This window comes from Pseudomonas sp. CBC3, assembly GCF_037967085.1.
In the GTDB taxonomy this organism is placed as follows: Bacteria; Pseudomonadota; Gammaproteobacteria; order Pseudomonadales; family Pseudomonadaceae; genus Stutzerimonas.
Map to the genome: position 1 here is coordinate 1 of NZ_JBANEO010000004.1, position 19,345 is coordinate 19,345.

The 19,345-nt window shown below is 57.6% G+C and carries 17 protein-coding genes; 4 read left to right on the forward strand and 13 right to left on the reverse strand.

Going from position 1 to position 19,345, the window contains the following annotated elements; all coding sequences use genetic code 11:
* The coding region (locus V6943_RS16800; protein WP_340554756.1) for an AI-2E family transporter at positions 1-590 on the forward strand (590 nt) is incomplete at its 5' end.
* Between the two features lie 36 nt (positions 591-626).
* On the opposite strand, the gene V6943_RS16805 is transcribed toward V6943_RS16800, so the two are convergent.
* From V6943_RS16805 to V6943_RS16855, 11 genes are all read right to left on the reverse strand, one after another.
* Entirely contained in the window at positions 627-2,588 is a 1,962-nt protein-coding gene (locus tag V6943_RS16805; RefSeq protein ID WP_445324159.1) for a PhoX family protein, read from the reverse strand.
* 211 nt (positions 2,589-2,799) lie between these two features.
* Positions 2,800-4,395 carry an isocitrate lyase gene (locus V6943_RS16810; protein WP_340554758.1) on the reverse strand — a complete coding sequence of 532 codons (1,596 nt, stop codon included), beginning with the start codon at positions 4,393-4,395 and terminating at the stop codon, positions 2,800-2,802.
* A gap of 510 nt (positions 4,396-4,905) precedes the next feature.
* Positions 4,906-5,712: a secretin N-terminal domain-containing protein gene (locus V6943_RS16815; RefSeq protein WP_340554760.1), complete on the reverse strand. Its 807-nt coding sequence runs from the start codon at positions 5,710-5,712 to the stop codon at positions 4,906-4,908.
* Complete coding sequence (locus V6943_RS16820) at positions 5,709-6,335, reverse strand: DUF7931 domain-containing protein (protein ID WP_181104419.1); 627 nt, start codon at positions 6,333-6,335, stop codon at positions 5,709-5,711. The genes V6943_RS16815 and V6943_RS16820 overlap by 4 nt, the downstream gene beginning before the upstream one ends.
* A gap of 6 nt (positions 6,336-6,341) precedes the next feature.
* The gene (locus V6943_RS16825; RefSeq protein WP_131651961.1) at positions 6,342-6,767 is read right to left on the reverse strand and encodes a GNAT family N-acetyltransferase; all 426 of its coding nucleotides are present in this window, start codon (positions 6,765-6,767) and stop codon (positions 6,342-6,344) included.
* Positions 6,760-7,926, reverse strand: coding sequence for a ribosomal protein uL16 3-hydroxylase (locus V6943_RS16830; RefSeq protein WP_340554763.1), 1,167 nt, complete (start codon positions 7,924-7,926; stop codon positions 6,760-6,762). Before V6943_RS16830 ends, V6943_RS16825 begins: the two co-directional genes overlap by 8 nt.
* A 75-nt stretch (positions 7,927-8,001) precedes the next feature.
* On the reverse strand, positions 8,002-9,372 hold the full coding sequence (gene purB, locus V6943_RS16835) for an adenylosuccinate lyase (RefSeq protein ID WP_181104412.1): 1,371 nt from the start codon (positions 9,370-9,372) through the stop codon (positions 8,002-8,004).
* 92 nt (positions 9,373-9,464) lie between these two features.
* The gene (gene hflD / locus V6943_RS16840; protein WP_131651964.1) at positions 9,465-10,088 is read right to left on the reverse strand and encodes a high frequency lysogenization protein HflD; all 624 of its coding nucleotides are present in this window, start codon (positions 10,086-10,088) and stop codon (positions 9,465-9,467) included.
* Positions 10,085-11,215, reverse strand: a complete 1,131-nt coding sequence (mnmA, locus tag V6943_RS16845; protein ID WP_340554767.1) for a tRNA 2-thiouridine(34) synthase MnmA — start codon at positions 11,213-11,215, stop codon at positions 10,085-10,087. Before mnmA ends, hflD begins: the two co-directional genes overlap by 4 nt.
* A 67-nt stretch (positions 11,216-11,282) precedes the next feature.
* Positions 11,283-11,723 (reverse strand): NUDIX hydrolase, encoded by a 441-nt coding sequence (locus V6943_RS16850; RefSeq protein WP_340554769.1) that lies wholly within the window; start codon positions 11,721-11,723, stop codon positions 11,283-11,285.
* Between the two features lie 117 nt (positions 11,724-11,840).
* Positions 11,841-14,066 (reverse strand): NADP-dependent isocitrate dehydrogenase, encoded by a 2,226-nt coding sequence (locus V6943_RS16855; protein WP_340554771.1) that lies wholly within the window; start codon positions 14,064-14,066, stop codon positions 11,841-11,843.
* A gap of 356 nt (positions 14,067-14,422) precedes the next feature.
* Here V6943_RS16855 and icd point away from each other — a divergent pair, with 356 nt between their 5' ends.
* Complete coding sequence (icd, locus tag V6943_RS16860) at positions 14,423-15,679, forward strand: NADP-dependent isocitrate dehydrogenase (protein ID WP_340554773.1); 1,257 nt, start codon at positions 14,423-14,425, stop codon at positions 15,677-15,679.
* 55 nt (positions 15,680-15,734) lie between these two features.
* Here icd and cspD read toward each other — a convergent pair whose 3' ends face one another.
* Complete coding sequence (cspD, locus tag V6943_RS16865; RefSeq protein WP_131651968.1) at positions 15,735-15,992, reverse strand: cold shock domain-containing protein CspD; 258 nt, start codon at positions 15,990-15,992, stop codon at positions 15,735-15,737.
* A gap of 214 nt (positions 15,993-16,206) precedes the next feature.
* Between cspD and clpS the strand changes: the two genes are divergently transcribed.
* A complete protein-coding gene (gene clpS / locus V6943_RS16870; RefSeq protein WP_131651969.1) occupies positions 16,207-16,569 on the forward strand; it encodes an ATP-dependent Clp protease adapter ClpS in 363 nt (120 codons plus the stop codon).
* A gap of 29 nt (positions 16,570-16,598) precedes the next feature.
* Positions 16,599-18,869, forward strand: coding sequence for an ATP-dependent Clp protease ATP-binding subunit ClpA (gene clpA, locus V6943_RS16875; protein WP_131651970.1), 2,271 nt, complete (start codon positions 16,599-16,601; stop codon positions 18,867-18,869).
* 171 nt (positions 18,870-19,040) lie between these two features.
* On the opposite strand, the gene infA is transcribed toward clpA, so the two are convergent.
* Positions 19,041-19,259 (reverse strand): translation initiation factor IF-1, encoded by a 219-nt coding sequence (gene infA, locus V6943_RS16880; RefSeq protein WP_002553999.1) that lies wholly within the window; start codon positions 19,257-19,259, stop codon positions 19,041-19,043.
* Positions 19,260-19,345: the final 86 nt, after the last annotated feature.

Below are 19,345 nucleotides of genomic sequence, written 5' to 3' on the forward strand. Positions count from 1 at the left end.
GTCAGGGTACATTCCAGTTCCTGATCAGTTTTTTTCTAATGCTGTATCTGTTGTTCTTCCTCATTCGAGACGGACGAGACCTGGTCGTTCGGATTCGACGAGCACTACCTCTGAGCGATAATCAGAAGCGTAGGTTGTTCAGCAAGTTCACCCGTGTGGTCAGGGCTACGGTTAAAGGCAACATTGTGGTTGCAGCTATCCAAGGCTTTCTCGGAGGGGCGATCTTTGCAGTACTGGGAATTCCAGCGGCCGCGCTCTGGGGCGTTCTCATGGCATTCCTGTCGTTGCTTCCGGCGGTTGGGGCAGGGCTGATATGGACGCCGGCAGCACTCTATTTTCTGATGAAGGGCATGGTTCTGCAGAGCGTGATTCTTACGCTCTATGGAATCCTTGTAATTGGCTTGGTCGATAACATCCTGCGGCCAATTCTCGTAGGCAGGGACACCAAGATGCCAGACTATCTGGTGTTGATTTCGACGCTGGGTGGGCTCGCTCTGTTCGGTCTGAATGGTTTCGTGATCGGCCCGCTCATTGCTGCCCTTTTTATGTCGACGTGGGGATTGTTCACTTCACCCGAGGGGAATCGCTAATTAGCCGCGTCCGACCATGCCGGACGCGGCCGCAAACTAAATCACTCGACCGCCATCGTCACGGCTGATTATCACCGTGGCGGAACGTGGCCGGCGTCCCGCGCCATCGGGCCATGTGCTGGTGTACTCGGTGGAGGTTGAACCTTCGCCGGGGTGTTGGATGTTGACGAACAACGTGCGGAAATCCGGCGTTGCAGTTATTCCCGTCACCTCGGCGCCTTGGGGACCTACAAGGAATCGCTTGGTTTCGCCTGTTCTGGGATCTGATACCAGCATTTGGTTGTTGCCAAACGGCCCGTCGCTCAGTTGGCTGCCGCTCATATCGGTCTGTATCCAAAGCCGCCCGTCGTTGTCGAACCAGAGTCCGTCAGGGCTCGCCAGTATATTTTCCTCGGTCAACGGTTTGCCGCGAGGATCACGGCTGTCGTTTTGTGGGCCGGCGAGAAGATACAAGTCCCACTGAAACCGAACGCCGGTGTGGCTCCTTCCCTCTTCGCGCCAACGAATGATATGTCCGTAAGGATTCGGCGCGCGTGGGTTCGCCGCGTCGGTGTCCCGCCGAGAGCTATTGTTCGTCAACGTGAAATACACCTCGCCAGTGTCAGGGTGTACGGCTCCCCATTCAGGACGATCCATTTTCGTCGCACCGACAATATCGGCAGCGAGGCGGGTATTGATCAACACCTCGCCTTGGTTGGCAAACTCAACATTGGCGGCAGCACAAGCCTGTTGAAAATCAGCGTTTTCAATGTCAAGCGGCAGCCAGTCACCGCTGCCGTCTGGGTTGAATCGGGCCACGTAAAGCGTTCCGTCATCAAGGAGCTGGCCGTCGCTGCGCAGCGGGCGATACCTATCGCGGCTTACATACTTATAGATGTATTCATTTTGCGAGTCGTCTCCTGAATAGCAGACCACCGGCCAGCCAGGCTTGACGGGCGCGAACACCAGTCCTTCATGTGCAAATCGGCCGAGTGCGGTGCGCTTTACCGGTGTGGAGTCGGGGTCGAACGGATCGATTTCGACGATCCAGCCAAATGTATTGGGCTCGTTGCGATAGTCGGCTCTGAAATCCTCTGCCGTTGCCGTTGCGTCGAAGCGCTGGAATTCATCACCCGGAATCGTTTCCCAGCCGTAACGGCTAGTCGAGGGAAGACCATAGCGCCGCAGGTGGCGGGGCAGTTCAGAATCGCGACTCGCGAAATAGCCCGCCCAGTTTTCCTCGCAGGTTAGATAGGTTCCCCACGGTGTGTAGCCGTTCGCGCAATTGTTCAACGTTCCTCGTGCAGATGTGCCGCTTGGGCTGTAGCGGGTCTTCATCAGATCATGACCTCGCGCGGGCCCTTCGATCCGCATGGGGGACGCGCCAGTGATGCGCCGGTTGCGGGCTGATGGCAATACCGCCCATTCGCCGCGGGCGTTGCGGCGAATCTCTACAATCGAAACGCCATGAGCGTTTATTTCCTTACGGACTTCATCGGCGTCGACGCGTTTGCCGTTGACGACAGTGGCGCCGTTGCGATGTAGCAACGGTACATCTATGTATTCATGGTTAAGCGCGAGCAAGCCGTGATCGCTCTTGCGGCCCTTGAATTTGGCATCCATAGGGAAGAAATGCATGCCGTCGTGGTGCATGCCGGTCTGCTGTGCCTGATCTTCCGCGCTGTTGCTAGCGTCTTCGAGATACGCAGGATAGCTTCCGCAAATCGGCGTGCCCCAAGGAATGAACGCTGTTGCGGAGAACCCGGACGGCACTGTCACCGTGTCAGCTCTGGTAATGCTTACCGCACCAAATGGGAGTCGGGTCCGACGTTGGAAGGGCAAGCCACGGTCAGTAGCTGGAGCTGCTGCGTTGGTAATCGCAGGTAGACCGCCGAGAAACGCAAGTGCGCCGACTGCCGCACCGCTGGTGAGCACCTTGCGCCGCCCCGCGTTGATGACATCCTGGATATGGGGATTGGCTGAACGATTGCTCGGCAATTCATCACCGTTGCCAAACATGAGGTTGTCGTTATTGTCAGTCACGATGCAGCTCCTTAGGTAATCGACGGAACTGCGACGCTAGGCTGAACTCGCGACAGATTAATGACAATCCAACAGCGGCCGACAAGCGGTTCGCTTGATGATTTTTGAATACAAACAAAAGCCCCGGTATCTACCGGGGCTTTTTTACACCACCAGCTCGGGCCGAGGCCCGAGCCAGAACCATTCTTTAGTGGAACTGGTTCATGGTGTTGTCTTTACCGCTTGCCTTCAAAGCCGCTTCGCCAGCGAAGTACTCCTTGTGGTTGTCGCCAATGTCGGAGCCAGCCATGTTCTGGTGCTTAACGCAGGCAATGCCTTGGCGCAGTTCTTGACGCTGAACCCCCTTGACATAGGCCAGCATGCCTTCCTCTGCGAAGTATCCTTTGGCCAGATTGTCGGTCGACAGCGCAGCGGTGTGGTAAGTCGGCAGCGTGATCAGGTGGTGGAAGATACCGGCGTGGACGGAACCGTCCTTCTGGAAGGTGCGGATCTTCTCGTCAGCTACCTGGGCCAGTTCGGTTTCGTCATACTCCACGCTCATCAGCTTGGCGCGGTCGTAGGCGGAGACGTCCTTGCCCTCGGCGACCATGGCGTCGAACACCTGCTGACGGAAGTTTAGGGTCCAGTTGAAGGACGGGCTGTTGTTGTAGACCAGCTTGGCATCCGGAATGGTCTTGCGGATTTCGTTGACCATCTCGGCGATCTGGCCAACGTGCGGCTTCTCGGTTTCGATCCACAGCAGATCGGCGCCGTTCTGCAAGCTAGTGATGCAATCCAGTACGCAGCGTGCTTCGCCTGTGCCCTTGCGGAACTGGAAGAGGTTGGACGGCAGACGCTTCGGACGCAACAGCTTGCCTTCGCGCTTGATCACGACATCGCCGTTGCCCAGTTCGGCTTCGGTGATTTCTTCGCAATCCAGGAAGGAGTTGTACAGGTCGCCCAGGTCGCCCGGCTCTTTGGTCACGGCGATCTGCTTGGTCAGGCCGGCACCCAAGGAGTCGGTACGCGCAACGATTACGCCGTTGTCGATGCCCAGCTCGAGGAACGCATAGCGAACGGCCGCGATTTTGGCGAGGAAGTCGGCGTGGGGAACGGTCACTTTGCCGTCCTGGTGGCCACACTGCTTCTCATCCGAAACCTGGTTCTCGATCTGGATGCAGCAGGCGCCTGCTTCGATCATGCGCTTGGCCAGCAGGTAGGTGGCTTCCGGGTTACCGAAGCCGGCGTCGATGTCGGCAATGATCGGGACGATGTGAGTTTCGTAGTTGTCGATCTGGTTCTGGATTTCCGCTGCTTTGCCGCTGTCGCCAGCTTCGCGAGCGGCGTCCAAGGCGGTGAACAGCAGGTCCAGTTCGCGGGAATCAGCCTGGCGCAGGAAGGTGTAGAGTTCTTCGATCAGGTTGGAGACGGCAGTCTTCTCGTGCATCGACTGGTCCGGCAGCGGGCCGAATTCGGAGCGCAGCGCGGCAACCATCCAGCCGGACAGGTAGAGGTAGCGCTTGTTGGTGGTCTTCAGGTGCTTCTTGATGGAGATCAGCTTCTGCTGACCGATGAAGCCATGCCAGCAACCCAGCGACTGGGTGTAAACGGACGAATCGGCATCGTACTCAGCCATGTCCTTGCGCATGATGTCGGCGGTGTACTGAGCAATCTCCAGACCGGTCTTGAAACGGTTCTGAGCACGCATACGGGCAACGGATTCAGGGTTGATAGCGCTCCAGCTGCTTCCAGCTACTTCCTTCAGAGCGGCAACGGCCTTGATGTCGTTTTGATAAGCGGACATGGTCAATCCTTTCAAAAAAAATTCGTGTTTGGTTGAGCACCGACTGTTCCCACCGAAACCTACGTGCTGATCGCATGATGATGCGGGCAACACGCGGCAGAGCGTCGAAATACTGACCGGGACGAGGATTGAACCAAGAGAGGAGGGTGTGCAGTTACGACCGCTGGAAGATTCGGCTAGCTGTGGAATGATCGTGGCATTCCGGCACACAGCGGCTTAGGCCGTCGGGCGACTCAGCAGAACTGGCATCTTCGAGCTGATGCGTTAATCGCTTCCCCGTCCCTCAGGACGACTCGTTCCAGTCGCAACCTCGTCAGTCCGCCTTGTGGGCAGTACAGTCACGGACCCCTCAGCTGGTTGGCTAAGTATGACCCGGAGGCCCGTGACAGGGCCCCTGATTAGCGGGAGCGGGGCCATGATGCTCCGGCCAAAATGGTTCGTCAATTGTTTTGTAGTGAAATTTTCAAGGCACTACATTTTTCTACAAACATCGAATCTCTCTAAGTCGTTCTATTTCAGCATGTCGACTTTGAGTCGTAGCGACAGACTCTGGCGACCCTCAGTGGAGTAGCGTCGCAGCGTTGCGCTGTCATTGGAGCTGGCGGATTCGTCGATGCCGCCAAGCGATATCCATTCACCGAGGCGTCCGTTTACACGGGTATCGGTTTGCTGAACATTGATAGTATCCGGCCGATAGGCGCTCATCCGGTCGTTATGGCTGCTAACGGTGACTTGCACTTGATCACCATGAACCGTGGCAGTGGCGTAGAAGCCGCGCGTGACATTACGATATTGGGTCTGCTGATAGATCTGGCCGTAGCCATCGGCGCCAGTGGTGGTAATAGGCACGCTTTGGCCGACCTGTATCAGAGCAGGGTAGCCCTCGGTAACCTGAATCTGTTGAACGCCTCCGCCTTGGCTGTTGGTGCTGCGACGGATGATGCGGACCTGATCACTGCCTCTGGCTTCCCCGCGCCCGGTCTGGATTTCCACGTCACCGATACGGGCGGAGCCATCGACTCGATAGCCATTGTCACTACTCATCGCCGAGTTTTGCGTATCGACACTGATGAGCAATCGACGGGGCTCAGTATCGATCTGGGACAGCACGTCCTGCAGCTCAGCGATTACAGCGGAAGGCGCGTTCACGATCAGCTGATTCCCGTAAGCGTTTACCTTGCCTTGATTGCCGACTACCGATTGCGCGATTGGCAATACGTCTTCGGCCATACGGAATTCGAGAGGGATTACCTGTGTCGCGGCATGAAGCGAGAGGCTGACGAATGCCAGGAACACGGCGAGGAGATAGCGCTTCATAGCAGGAAACTCCGCAGGTCGGGGTCAGACAGGCTGTGGTCCCAGGCGTTGTCGAATAATCGCTGTCGCTGGCGGGCGCGACCGGGATCCCGGTATAGCGCATGGCCGGAAAATTGGTCTGGCTCAGGGCGAACCAGCACGCCACAGTTGTCGGCTATCAGGAAAGCGCACGCTTGCATCGGATAGTCCGGATGAAATTTGCGAATCGCCAGGTTGCTGGTCAATCGGCGCGCCAGCGTAACCAGACGATGCCCTTGCTTGACGGCGCGGGAGGAATCGCCGACCAGAATTCGCAGGCGATTGCGTGGGTGTGCCAGAAGAAAGTGCGAGCAAGCCTGTTGAATACAGCTGTGGTTGTACAGCCAGGGCTCCAAGTCTGGCGTGTAAATATTCAGACTACGTCGGGCCTGTTCAATCAGCGCTAACGCATGCTGGCGAGCCTCAACCGCGCTGTTGAAGGCCTGAGCTGGGCTACTACCCAGAACGAATGAAGCAGAGCTCCATTGCTCCAGGCCTGTTGGCGATGCCGATGGGTTATTGATTTCGAAACGACCCGGTGAGTGAAAATCGATATCTGCCAACTCTGCGGAGGTGGCTGGTCGATCCGGGTCATTGCGATTCATGGTGGATCAGTTGCTCTTTCGAAGCATATCGACGTGGGGCAGGCCCGCTTCCAGGAACTCCTCGCTGATCACTTCAAAACCGAGGCGTTCATAGAACGAGGTGGCATGGACCTGGGCGGTCAGTCGTTGTTCGCGGAGACCACGACGTTCTGCTTCTTCGATCGCGGCCTTCATCAGCGCGCCTCCAACATGCATCCCGCGCCAGTCGCGTAGCACGGAGACGCGACCGATATGTCCATCATTCAGCAAGCGCGCCGTGCCTATGGGATAGCCACTTTCAAGGGCGAGGAAATGCACGGCCTCGGCATCGTCCGCATCCCATTCGAGCTCAGGCGGCACCGACTGCTCGGCGATGAAAACGGTCTCGCGAATTCGACGCAAATCGGCGTTGTCCTGCTGCCAGTCGGCGATGCGAACTTCTATATCACTCATCAGCAAACTCCAGACTTCCCTGCTTGACCAACTGCCACACCAGATTACGCCCATCTTCGTCGTTCAGCCACGGTGTGAGGTTTTCCGCATGTATCGCATCAGCCGAGCAGATCAGTTTCAAAAGATCTTTCAAATGCGAAGGCAGTAAGCGGCTCTGGCCGCTGGCGAACAGCAGAAGGCCAATGTCGACCTCGCTCCAGGCCAGGCGCGCGCTGAGATTACGGATCAGGACCGCGCCATCTTTCAGCGCAGCGAGTAGCGCATGCTCCTCTATGTCCGGGCCCTGCACGCGTTCCGGATAGCGAGGTTCGGTCATGAACTGGCCGAACCAAGTGAGCAGCAGGCGCTCATCGCCCATGTGTTCGGTGAGCATCGCCCGCAGCCGATCGAGCGCGTCGCCCTGGATCTGGTAGGGATCATCGGTGGGAGTGAGGTCAGCGTCGCTATAGCGTTCTTCGTCGGGTAGGAATTGAGCGAGAAAGTCGGTGAAGTGTGTCAGGACTTCAGCGGCGCTAGGCGCTCTGAAGCCGAGCGAATAGGTCATGCAGGCATCTTCGGCGGTGCCGAAATGCGCCAGCCGAGGTGGCAGATAAAGCATGTCGCCGGGTTCCAGAACCCATTCATCGGTGCCTTGGAAATCCGCAAGGATGCGCAAGTCGGCGTGTTGCAGCATGAGACTGTCGCCGTCACACATCTGTCCTACGCGCCAACGGCGTTGACCCTGAGCCTGCAGGAGGAAGACGTCATAGTTGTCGAAATGCGGGCCGACGCCGCCTCCCGGGGCCGCGAAGCTGACCATCACGTCGTCGATCCGCCAGTTGGGCAGGAAACGGAAATGTTCGATGAGCTCGGCGACTTCTGGAACCAGTTGATCGACCGCCTGGACCAGTAGCGTCCAGTCGCGCTCCGGAAGATGCTGGTAAGTATCTTCGCTAAACGGCCCGCGGCGCAGTTCCCAAGGGCTGTCGCCATGTTCGATGACCAGGCGCGACTCGACTTCCTCTTCCAGCGACAGCCCGGCTAGTTCGTCGGGCGAAACCGGACTTTCGAACGAGGGAATCGCCTGACGGATAAGCAGTGGTTTTTTTTGCCAGTAATCGCGCAGGAACTCGCGCGCGCTTATGCCGCCGAGAATTTGCAATGGAATATCGGAAGTCATGCAGGTACCTTGCTCTGCTACAGAGCTGCAAATAAAAACGCCCGGCACAGCCGGGCGGCAAAAAGGAGGCGTCGTTCAGATCCGCTTGGCCTGGGCGGCCGCGTTGCCGATGTAGCCAGCCGGGGTGAGCTTGCGCAGCTCGGCTTTGGCTTCGGCTGGTATATCCAAGCTCTCGATGAAAGTTTGCAGGGCCTCGGGGCTAATGCCTTTGCCTCGGGTCAGCTCTTTGAGCTTCTCGTAGGGATTTTCGATGGCGTAGCGGCGCATCACCGTCTGGATCGGCTCAGCCAGCACTTCCCAGCAATTGTCGAGGTCTTCGGCGATACGCGCCTGGTTGAGTTCCAGCTTGCCAATACCTTTGAGGCTCGCCTCGTAAGCGATGAGACTGTGGGCAAAGCCGACGCCAAGGTTACGCAGGACTGTGGAGTCGGTCAGGTCTCGCTGCCAACGGGAAATCGGTAGTTTGCTCGCCAAGTGCTGTAGCAGGGCATTGGCGATTCCCAGATTACCTTCGGAGTTCTCAAAATCGATCGGGTTAACTTTGTGCGGCATTGTCGAGGAGCCGATTTCACCGGCAACGGTGCGTTGCTTGAAATAGCCCAGCGAGATGTAGCCCCAGATGTCGCGGTCGAAGTCGATGAGGATGGTATTGAAGCGCGCCACAGCATCGAATAACTCCGCGATGTAATCGTGAGGTTCGATCTGAGTGGTATAGGGGTTCCAGGTCAGGCCCAGGTCATCTTCGATAAACGCCCGCGCGTTGGCTTCCCAGTCGACCTCGGGATAGGCAGACAGGTGCGCGTTGTAGTTGCCGACAGCACCGTTGATTTTACCCAGCAGCGGAACGGCTTCGACCTGTGCGATCTGTCGCTCGAGGCGATAGACCACATTGGCCAACTCCTTGCCCAAGGTGGTTGGCGAAGCGGGCTGGCCATGAGTGCGGGACAACATGGGAACATCGGCGTGCTCGACCGCCAGCGCGCGAATGGCATCGGCCAGCTGGCGCATCACTGGCAGCAGTACGTTGTCGCGGCCTTCACGCAGCATCAATGCATGGGACAGATTGTTGATGTCTTCGCTCGTGCAGGCGAAGTGGATGAATTCGTTTACTTTAGCCAGTTCGGGCAGTTGCTTGGCCTGCTCTTTCAGCAGGTACTCCACCGCCTTCACATCGTGGTTGGTGGTGCGCTCGAACTCTTTGACCCGCTCGGCATGCGCCAACTCGAAGTTTTCAGCCAATTGATTGAGCAGCGCATTGGCTTCCGAGGAGAAGGGCGCGACTTCTGGGATACCGCTGTGCGCGGCCAGACGCTGCAACCAACGCACCTCGACCTGAACGCGGCAGCGAATCAGACCAAACTCGCTGAAAATAGGGCGCAGGGCGCTGGTTTTGCCGGCGTAGCGGCCATCGACGGGGGAAACCGCGGTGAGCGTGGAAAGCTGCATAAGAGGCATCTCGGCAGTCGAGCAACGAAAAGAGGGCGCAGATTATACACGAAAGCGGCGGGGTGACCGTCGCCGTGCCGCACCGATGGCGCTTATTCCGACCGGAGCATGGGGTACAGTGCATCGAGGAGTTTGCGGCGGCTGAACACCATTTGCCAGCGGTGCCCACCGAGCTGGCGCCACAGCCGCGCGGAACGAATTCCGGCCAGAAGAAGCGCGCGGATCTTGGCGGCATTGTCGGTTTGCTGAAGGTGACGCATGTCGCCTTGCACCTGGATGCGCTGCCGGAATGTGCTGAGCGTGTCCTGATACAGACCGCCGAAGGAGGCGATCACATTTTCGTGGGTCAGCCCGAAATGGTCGACCTGCTGTTGTATCTGATCGAGGCGACTTCCTATGACCTGTAGCAAGTCGCTGCGTTTATCCAGCTGACGCTCGAGGCCAATCATGGCCAAGGCATAGCGCAATGGCTCGCGCTGCAGGCTGCTGGTGTCGCGCTCCAGCGCACCGACGAGTGCTCGATAACCATCGCGTAGATTGAGGTCGTCGCCGCCATAGATTTCCCGTGCCGGCTTGTCCTCCCGAACGAGCAGGCTGCCTAGCATGCTGCCAAGCGCGGCGTTAGGGACCTGACCGGTGCGGGCGATCCGATCGACCAGTGCAGCAGCTTCGAATACCGCACCGAGCGCGACCAGCTGTTCCTGCAGGGGCGTCATGGGCGAACTCCGGCAAACCAGGGTTCGGCAGTTTCGATGACGCCACCACCGAGGCAGACCTCGCCGTCGTAAAACACCACGGACTGCCCAGGCGTGACGGCGCGTTGAGGATCATCGAATATGGCTCGGTAGCCATTGGCTGTCTGCTCCAAGGTGCAGAGCTGATCGCTCTGGCGATATCGAACCTTAGCGGTGAGGCGTAGAGGTGCGGACAGCTCCAACGGATTGACCCAATACATCTCGGAGACGAGCAGGGCGCGGGAGAAGAGCCAAGGGTGATCGTTGCCCTGTCCCACCACGAGTACGTTGCGCTCGAGATCCTTGCTCAATACGTACCAGGGTTCATCGCCGGCATCCTTGAGGCCGCCAATGCCCAGCCCCTGCCGCTGACCGATGGTGTGATACATGAGGCCGTAGTGGCGACCGATGGTTTCGCCGTCGATGGTCTCGATATCGCCGGGCTGGGCTGGCAAGTATTGCTTGAGGAAATCGCTGAACCGGCGTTCACCGATAAAGCAGATACCCGTCGAGTCCTTCTTTTTAGCCGTCGCGAGGCCATGTTTTTCGGCCAGGGCACGGACGGCTGGTTTTTCCAGTTCGCCGACGGGAAACAATGTCTTGCTCAGCTGCTCGCCGCCCACGGCATGAAGAAAGTAGCTTTGGTCTTTGTTCGGGTCGAGGCCCTTGAGCAGCTCGCTGCGTCCGTCGGTGTCGCGGCGGCGTACGTAATGGCCAGTGGCGATCAGGTCCGCACCCAGCGCCAGAGCATAGTCCAGAAAGGCTTTGAACTTGATCTCGCGGTTGCACAGGATGTCCGGGTTGGGCGTTCGCCCAGCCTTGTATTCGGCCAAGAAATGCTCGAATACGTTGTCCCAGTATTCAGCCGCGAAGTTGGCGGTATGCAGCCTGATGCCGAGCCGATCGCAGACGGCCTGAGCATCGGCCAGATCCTCGCGCGCGGTGCAGTACTCGGTGCCGTCATCTTCCTCCCAGTTCTTCATGAACAGGCCTTCGACCTGATACCCCTGTTCGAGCAGAAGCAGAGCGGAAACCGAAGAATCGACGCCGCCGGACATACCGACTATGACGCGAGGGTTTTCAGGAGCAACGGATGTGGAATCAGACATAAAAACTCAGGGCTGACGACAAAGAATCGAATTCTAACAGGCTGGCCAAGCCGGCGGTTAAGGCGGATCAGTCGCGTACCACGGTCAGGTCGTACGTCGGCCCCGCCAGATAGTCGTCGATGCAACGGAGAATGAGTTCGCTGCGCCAGCGTTCCGGCTGCGCTGACAATTCATCACGAGACATCCAGTGAGCGCCGACAATACCGGTGTCGAGTTCACGCTGCGGGTGATGACGAACCGGATTGGCCGCAAAGCAGACACGCTGATAGGTCACGCCATTGCTCGGCGCAGTGTAGAGGTAGATGCCAACCACGCCGTTCAGCTCGACCTCCCATCCTGTTTCCTCGAGTGTCTCGCGCACCGCTGCTTGCCGCAGCGTTTCGTTGGGTTCGAGATGGCCTGCCGGCTGATTCAGCACCAGTCGACCACCTTTCGATTCCTCGACCATGAGAAAGCGGCCTTCTGCTTCGACGATGGTCGCGACTGTGATGTGGGGGTTCCAGGTCATGTTCGGGCTTGTCCTCCGGCTGAATAGTAGCGTCAGGGTGTGTTGGAAAACGGAAAACCCCGGCACGAGGCCGGGGTTTCCATGTAACGCAACGGCGCTAGGTTAGCGCCAGCCGTCTCAGACCATTGCGGCGAGTGCCGCGTTGAAGGTCGCGCTTGGACGCATTACCTGGCTGGTAAGCTCCGGGTTGGAGCGGTAGTAGCCACCAATGTTTACTGGCTTGCCCTGGACTTCTGCAAGTTCAGCAACGATAGCTGCTTCGTTTTCGCTCAGCTGCTTGGCCAGCGGTGCGAAGTGAGTCTGCAGCTCCATATCTTCGGTTTGTGCCGCCAGTTCCTGGGCCCAGTACAGCGCCAAGTAGAAATGGCTGCCGCGGTTATCCAGCTCGCCGGTGCGACGCGATGGCGACTTGTTGTTGTCGAGCAACTTGCCGGTCGCGGCGTCCAGGGTCTTGCCCAGCAGCTTGGCTTTCGCGTTGTTTGTCTTGATTCCAGTTTCTTCCAGTGATACCGCAAGCGCCAGGAATTCACCGAGCGAATCCCAGCGCAAATGGTTTTCTTCAATCAGCTGCTGCACGTGCTTGGGCGCCGAGCCGCCAGCGCCCGTCTCGTACATGCCGCCCCCGGCCATCAGCGGGACGATCGAGAGCATCTTGGCCGAGGTGCCGAGTTCCATGATCGGGAACAGATCGGTCAGGTAGTCGCGTAGTACGTTACCGGTAACCGAAATGGTGTCCTGACCGCGGACCAGACGCTCCATGCTGACGCGGATGGCTTCGTTGTAACCCATCATGCGAATATCCAGGCCGTTCAGGTCATGGTCTTGCAGATAGGTTTCAACTTTCTTTTGAAGCTCGCGATCGTGGGCGCGCTCCGGGTCGAGCCAGAAAATCGCCGGGGTATTCGACAGGCGGGCGCGGGTGACGGCCAGCTTGACCCAGTCGCGGATCGGCGCGTCCTTGGTCTGACAGGCACGCCAGATATCGCCTTCCTCAACTTCGTGCTGCATCAGCACGGTACCGTCGTTCAGCACGACGCGCATGGTGCCGTCGGCGATCATTTCGAAGGTTTTGTCGTGCGAGCCGTACTCTTCCGCTTTCTGTGCCATCAGGCCGACGTTGGGCACCGTGCCCATGGTGGTCGGATCGAATGCACCATTGGTTTTACAGAAGTTGATCATTTCCTGATAAATACGGGCGTAAGTGCTTTCCGGCATCACCGCCTTGGTGTCTTTCAGCGTGCCGTCCTTGCCCCACATTTGCCCGGAGCTGCGGATCATCGCGGGCATCGAGGCGTCGACGATCACGTCGCTCGGGATGTGCAGGTTGGTGATGCCCTTGACCGAGTCCACCATCGCCATTTCCGGGCGGCGGCTATAGCAGGCGTGGATATCGTCCAGGATCTCTTCTTGCTGCGAGACCGGTAGGCTCTTGATCTTGTCGTGGACGCTGCTCAAACCGTTGTTCGGATTGACGCCCAGCTCCTTGAACAGGTCAGCGTATTTATCGAACGCTTCCTTGTAGTAGACGCTGACGGCGTGACCGAAAACGATCGGATGGGAAATCTTCATCATGGTTGCCTTCACGTGCAGCGACCACATGACTCCGGTTTCTTTGCAATCCTGCAGCGTCTTCTCGAAGAACTCGCGCAGCTTCTTGCAGCTCATGAACATGCTGTCGAGGACTTCGCCCTCCTCGAGCGTGAGCAGCTTCTTGACCTCAACCTTACCGTCTTTGCCGACGAACTCGATGCGCACGTCACCGGCCTTAGCCATGGTGACGGATTGCTCGCTGGAGAAAAAGTCGCCGCCGCGCATGTAGTCCGCGTGGGATTGCGACGCCATGCTCCACTTGCCCATCGAATGCGGGTGCTTGCGAGCGAACGCCTTGACCGCGGCGGGCGCGCGGCGGTCGGAGTTGCCTTCGCGCAGTACCGGATTCACCGCACTGCCAAGCACTTTGCTGTAGCGAGCGCGTACCTCTTGCTCTTCGTCAGTCTGCGGGTCTTCCGGGAGGTTCGGGACGTTGTAGCCCTGAGCTTGGAGCTCGGCGATGGCGTTGCGCAGTTGCGGCACCGATGCGCTGATGTTCGGCAGTTTGATGATGTTGGCTTCTGGCTGAGTCGCCAGAACGGCCAACTTGGCGAGGTCGTCATCGATCCGCTTATCCGCGTCCAGTTGATCCGCGAAGGCCGCAAGAATGCGCCCTGCAAGAGAGATGTCACGTGTTTCGACGGAGATGTCAGCGGAAGCGGCAAAGGCTTCTACAATAGGCAGAAGCGAGTAGGTGGCCAGCGCCGGGGCTTCGTCGGTGAAGGTGTAAATGATCTTCGAGCGGGTGGACATGTAGAGTTAACTCTCTCTTGCTGAGCGTGCACAGAATCTCGAAACGCAGGTAGGCGGCCTGGCTACGTTCATTGAGCCAGCATCGAGATTCGCCGCGATGATGTTGGATGCAGCACCACTAGAGTGTTGAGTGTTCGATCCGTCCGGCTGCGGTTAGCAGCCTGGCGGTACAGGGCCAAGGGTCTCGTTGGCTCCTCATGACTCGTTAGTCACCTAAGCAGTATATCACCGCGGCTCGTTGTCAAAAAATGCCCGTGGCCATAGACCAATGAACAATATGGTTTCGGCTGATTCAACTGGGTTACTCTTCGGAGATGACCGCTGTTTAATGTTTAACCACAAAAACGGAGTCCAGCATGGGATACCAAAAGATCCAGGTGCCTGCCAACGGTGACAAAATCACCGTCAATGCCGATAACACCCTGAACGTTCCCGACAATCCGATCATTCCCTATATCGAGGGTGACGGGATTGGCGTTGATATCAGTCCGGTAATGATCAAGGTGGTCGACGCGGCTGTAGAGAGAGCCTATGGCGGCAAGCGCAAGATCGCTTGGATGGAAATCTATGCTGGCGAGAAAGCGACTCAGGTCTACGACCAGGACACCTGGCTGCCAAAGGAGACGCTGGAGGTCGTTCGCGACTACGTCGTGTCCATCAAGGGACCGCTGACCACACCGGTTGGTGGTGGTATCCGTTCTCTCAACGTCGCGCTGCGCCAGGAGTTGGATCTGTACGTTTGCCAGCGTCCGGTTCGCTGGTTTACCGGTGTACCTAGTCCGGTCAAGAAGCCGGCCGATGTCGACATGATCATCTTTCGCGAGAACTCCGAGGACATCTACGCCGGTGTCGAGTGGAAGGCGGGCTCTGCGGAGGCGGAGAAAGTTATCAAGTTCCTCACTGAGGAAATGGGCGTCAAGAAGATTCGCTTCACCGAAAACTGCGGCATCGGCATCAAGCCGGTTTCGCTGGAAGGCACCAAGCGGCTGGTGCGCAAGGCGCTGCAATACGCGGTAGACAATGACCGCAGTTCGGTAACCTTCGTGCATAAAGGCAACATCATGAAGTTCACCGAAGGTGCCTTCAAAGAGTGGGGCTACGAAGTCGCGCGCGATGAATTCGGTGCCGAGTTGCTGGATGGTGGGCCCTGGATGCAATTCAAGAACCCGACCACTGGCAAGAACATCGTCGTCAAGGACGCCATTGCCGACGCCATGCTTCAACAGATTCTGCTGCGTCCGGCCGAGTACGATGTCATCGCCACGCTTAACCTCAATGGCGACTATCTGTCAGACGCGCTGGCGGCGGAAGTAGGCGGTATCGGTATCGCCCCGGGCGCTAACCTATCCGACACCGTCGCCATGTTCGAAGCGACCCACGGCACCGCACCGAAGTATGCTGGTCAGGATAAGGTCAACCCCGGCTCACTGATTCTCTCCGCCGAGATGATGCTGCGCCACATGGGTTGGGTGGAAGCGGCAGATTTGATCATCAAATCGACCGAGCGCGCGATCGCTGCGAAGACGGTGACCTATGACTTCGAGCGTCTGATGGACGGCGCGAAACTGATGTCCTGCTCGGAATTTGGCGATGCCATGATCTCGCACATGTAACTGCGCAAGCGACACAAAAAGGCCGATCACAGATCGGCCTTTTTGTTGCCTGGGATCAGGCGTCTACGGTTGCGCTCTGTAAAACAGGTGCCGCTACATCCACAGTGGTCTGCAGCGACCTGATGTTGGTTGCATGCAGGCCCTTGGGACCTTGCAGAATATCGAACATGACCGCTTGCCCAGCTTTTAGAGTTCTGTACCCTTCCATTTGGATGGCCGAGTAGTGGGCGAACAGGTCCTCATCGCCGCCGTCTGCTACGATGAATCCATAGCCTTTGGCGTTGTTGAACCACTTGACCTTACCGCTTAGCATGCTGTTATCCCTCTGCAAAGGAGTCCATCACTGGAGTAACATCCATTTCATTCCGCGCTGATGCAGCACTTGGCCCATACGCGCAGCCCGTTGCCGTTGTGGCACATTACTGTTTGTATCATCGTTTTGCCGATAGTCAAGGCGACTCGTCAGGTGGCTGTGAAGCCTTTCCACTTACCCGGCCTCGGCGCCCCGATTTAGAACTGTCATACGCATGCGTGCATCTCCAACATTTCAACTAATATTCAATCAGGATCGTCCAAAACCGTTGGATGACGACTCTTCCGGCTTGGCGGTCGAAGAAGCCAAGCCGCAACTGAAGGCACCACCGATGTTCAAAGTTGTCATGTTTAATGACGACTACACGCCGATGGATTTCGTCGTGGAGGTGCTCGAAGGAATTTTCAATCACAATCGGGAGGTCGCCACCAGAATCATGCTGGCGGTTCATACCGAAGGACGAGCCGTCTGTGGTGTTTACACGCGAGACGTCGCAGAAACCAAAGCGATGCAGGTCAATCAATATGCAAGGGAGTGCCAGCACCCGTTGCTTTGTGAGATCGAGAAGGACGGTTAAACCCGACTGCTGGGTAAGAGGTGAAAGCTATGTTGAACCGTGAGCTCGAAGTCACTCTGAATCTGGCTTTCAAGGAGGCTCGTACCAAGCGTCATGAGTTCATGACGGTCGAGCATCTTCTGTTAGCTCTGCTGGATAACGAAGCGGCCGCAACGGTGTTGCGCGCTTGCGGGGCCAGCCTCGATAAATTGCGCCATGACCTACAGGAATTCATCGATTCCACCACGCCTCTGATTCCCCAGCATGACGAAGAGCGCGAAACCCAGCCAACCTTGGGTTTCCAGCGAGTGCTTCAGCGGGCGGTTTTCCATGTACAGAGTTCTGGCAAGCGCGAAGTCACTGGTGCGAATGTGCTGGTTGCGATCTTCAGCGAACAGGAAAGCCAAGCGGTGTTCTTGCTAAAACAGCAGAACGTCGCTCGTATCGACGTCGTCAATTACATTGCTCACGGCATTTCCAAGGTGCCGGGTGATAACGGCAATCCTGACGGCGATTCGGAAATGCAGGATGAGGAGGGTGGAGAGTCCGCCACTTCGGGCAACCCGCTCGATGCCTATGCCAGCAACCTCAACGAGCTGGCTCGCCAAGGCCGTATAGATCCACTCGTTGGACGAGAGCATGAAGTCGAGCGAGTCGCGCAGATCCTGGCGCGTCGTCGCAAGAACAATCCCTTGCTGGTTGGTGAGGCTGGTGTCGGTAAGACCGCGATTGCCGAGGGCTTGGCAAAACGCATCGTGGACAATCAGGTGCCGGAGCTGCTTGCCAACAGCGTTGTTTACTCTTTGGATCTCGGTGCCTTGCTGGCCGGGACCAAATACCGGGGTGATTTCGAGAAGCGGTTCAAGGCGCTGCTGAATGAGCTACGCAAGCGGCCTCAGGCGGTTTTGTTTATTGATGAGATTCACACGATCATCGGAGCTGGCGCGGCTTCGGGTGGTGTGATGGATGCCTCCAATTTGCTCAAGCCACTGCTTTCGTCCGGAGAGATTCGCTGTATCGGGTCGACCACATTTCAGGAGTTCCGCGGCATCTTCGAAAAGGATCGTGCTCTGGCTCGACGCTTCCAGAAGGTCGATGTTTCCGAGCCGTCCGTCGAGGACACCATCGGCATCCTGCGTGGCTTGAAGGGGCGTTTCGAGCAGCATCACAGCATTGAGTACAGCGATGAATCGCTCCGTGCTGCTGCAGAACTGGCTTCGCGCTATATCAACGATCGGCATATGCCGGACAAGGCGATCGATGTGATCGACGAGGCGGGAGCATTCCAGCGCCTACAGCCGGAAGATAAGCGCGTCGCTCGAATCGATGTGGAGCAGGTTGAAGATATCGTTGCCAAGATAGCGCGGATTCCACCCAAGCATGTCAGTACGTCTGACAAAGAGCTATTGCGCAATCTGGAGCGTGATCTGAAGCTGACCGTTTTCGGTCAGGACGATGCGATCGATTCGCTCGCCACGGCCATTAAGCTGTCGCGTGCCGGGCTGAAAGCGCCTGACAAGCCTGTGGGCTCATTCCTGTTCGCTGGCCCTACCGGCGTCGGCAAGACGGAGGCGGCGCGGCAGCTGGCGCGGGCGTTGGGTATCGAATTGGTGCGCTTCGACATGTCCGAATACATGGAGCGTCATACCGTGTCGCGGCTGATCGGTGCTCCGCCCGGCTACGTCGGTTTCGATCAGGGTGGGCTGTTGACCGAGGCGATCACCAAGCAACCGCACTGCGTGCTCTTGCTTGATGAGATAGAGAAGGCCCATCCAGAGGTATTCAATCTGCTGCTGCAGGTGATGGATCACGGGACGCTGACGGATAACAACGGCCGCAAAGCCGATTTCCGCAACGTCATTCTGATCATGACCACCAATGCTGGTGCGGAAACGGCAGCACGCGCTTCGATTGGTTTCACTCATCAGGATCACGCATCCGATGCGATGGAGGTGATCAAGAAGAGCTTTACGCCGGAGTTCCGCAACCGCCTGGACACCATTATCCAGTTCGGCCGCTTGAGTCACGAAGTCATCAAGAGCATCGTTGACAAGTTCCTCATCGAACTGCAGACGCAGCTCGAGGACAAGCACGTCACGCTTGAGGTGTCCGACGCAGCGCGTGGTTGGTTGGCCGAGCGTGGTTACGACGTCCAAATGGGCGCGCGGCCGATGGCTCGCCTAATTCAGGATAAGATCAAGCGGCCGTTGGCCGAGGAAATCCTTTTCGGTGAGTTGGCGGAGCACGGTGGTGTGGTGCACATCGATATTCGCGATGGTGAGCCATTCTTCGAGTTTGAAACCTCGGCTGAATTGGCTTAACGCATACTGGTATCGCAGCGCTGACAGAAACGCCCGGCATTGCCGGGCGTTTCTGTTTGGATCATCCGGCGAAATGCAGAAGGCGGGTGGGCCTGTGAGGAGTGGTGATCGGTTGTAGCGGGCACAAACAAAAAAGCCCGGTCATAACCGGGCATTCTTTCTCGCGTACCGTTAACGGGCGCGGTAGGTGATGCGACCTTTGCTCAAATCGTACGGTGTTAGTTCTACGCGAACCTTGTCACCGGTAAGAATCCGGATGTAGTTCTTGCGCATCTTTCCAGAAATATGCGCAGTAACGACGTGCCCATTTTCCAACTCCACACGAAACATGGTGTTGGGCAGGGTGTCGACGACAGTACCTTCCATTTCGAAGCTGTCTTCTTTCGACATTCAGTAAAGCCCTCGGTGTCCAATGATTGACCCGGCGCAAGCATGCGCGGGTAAAAGCGGCAAGCATTGTGCCTGAAAGGGCTCCG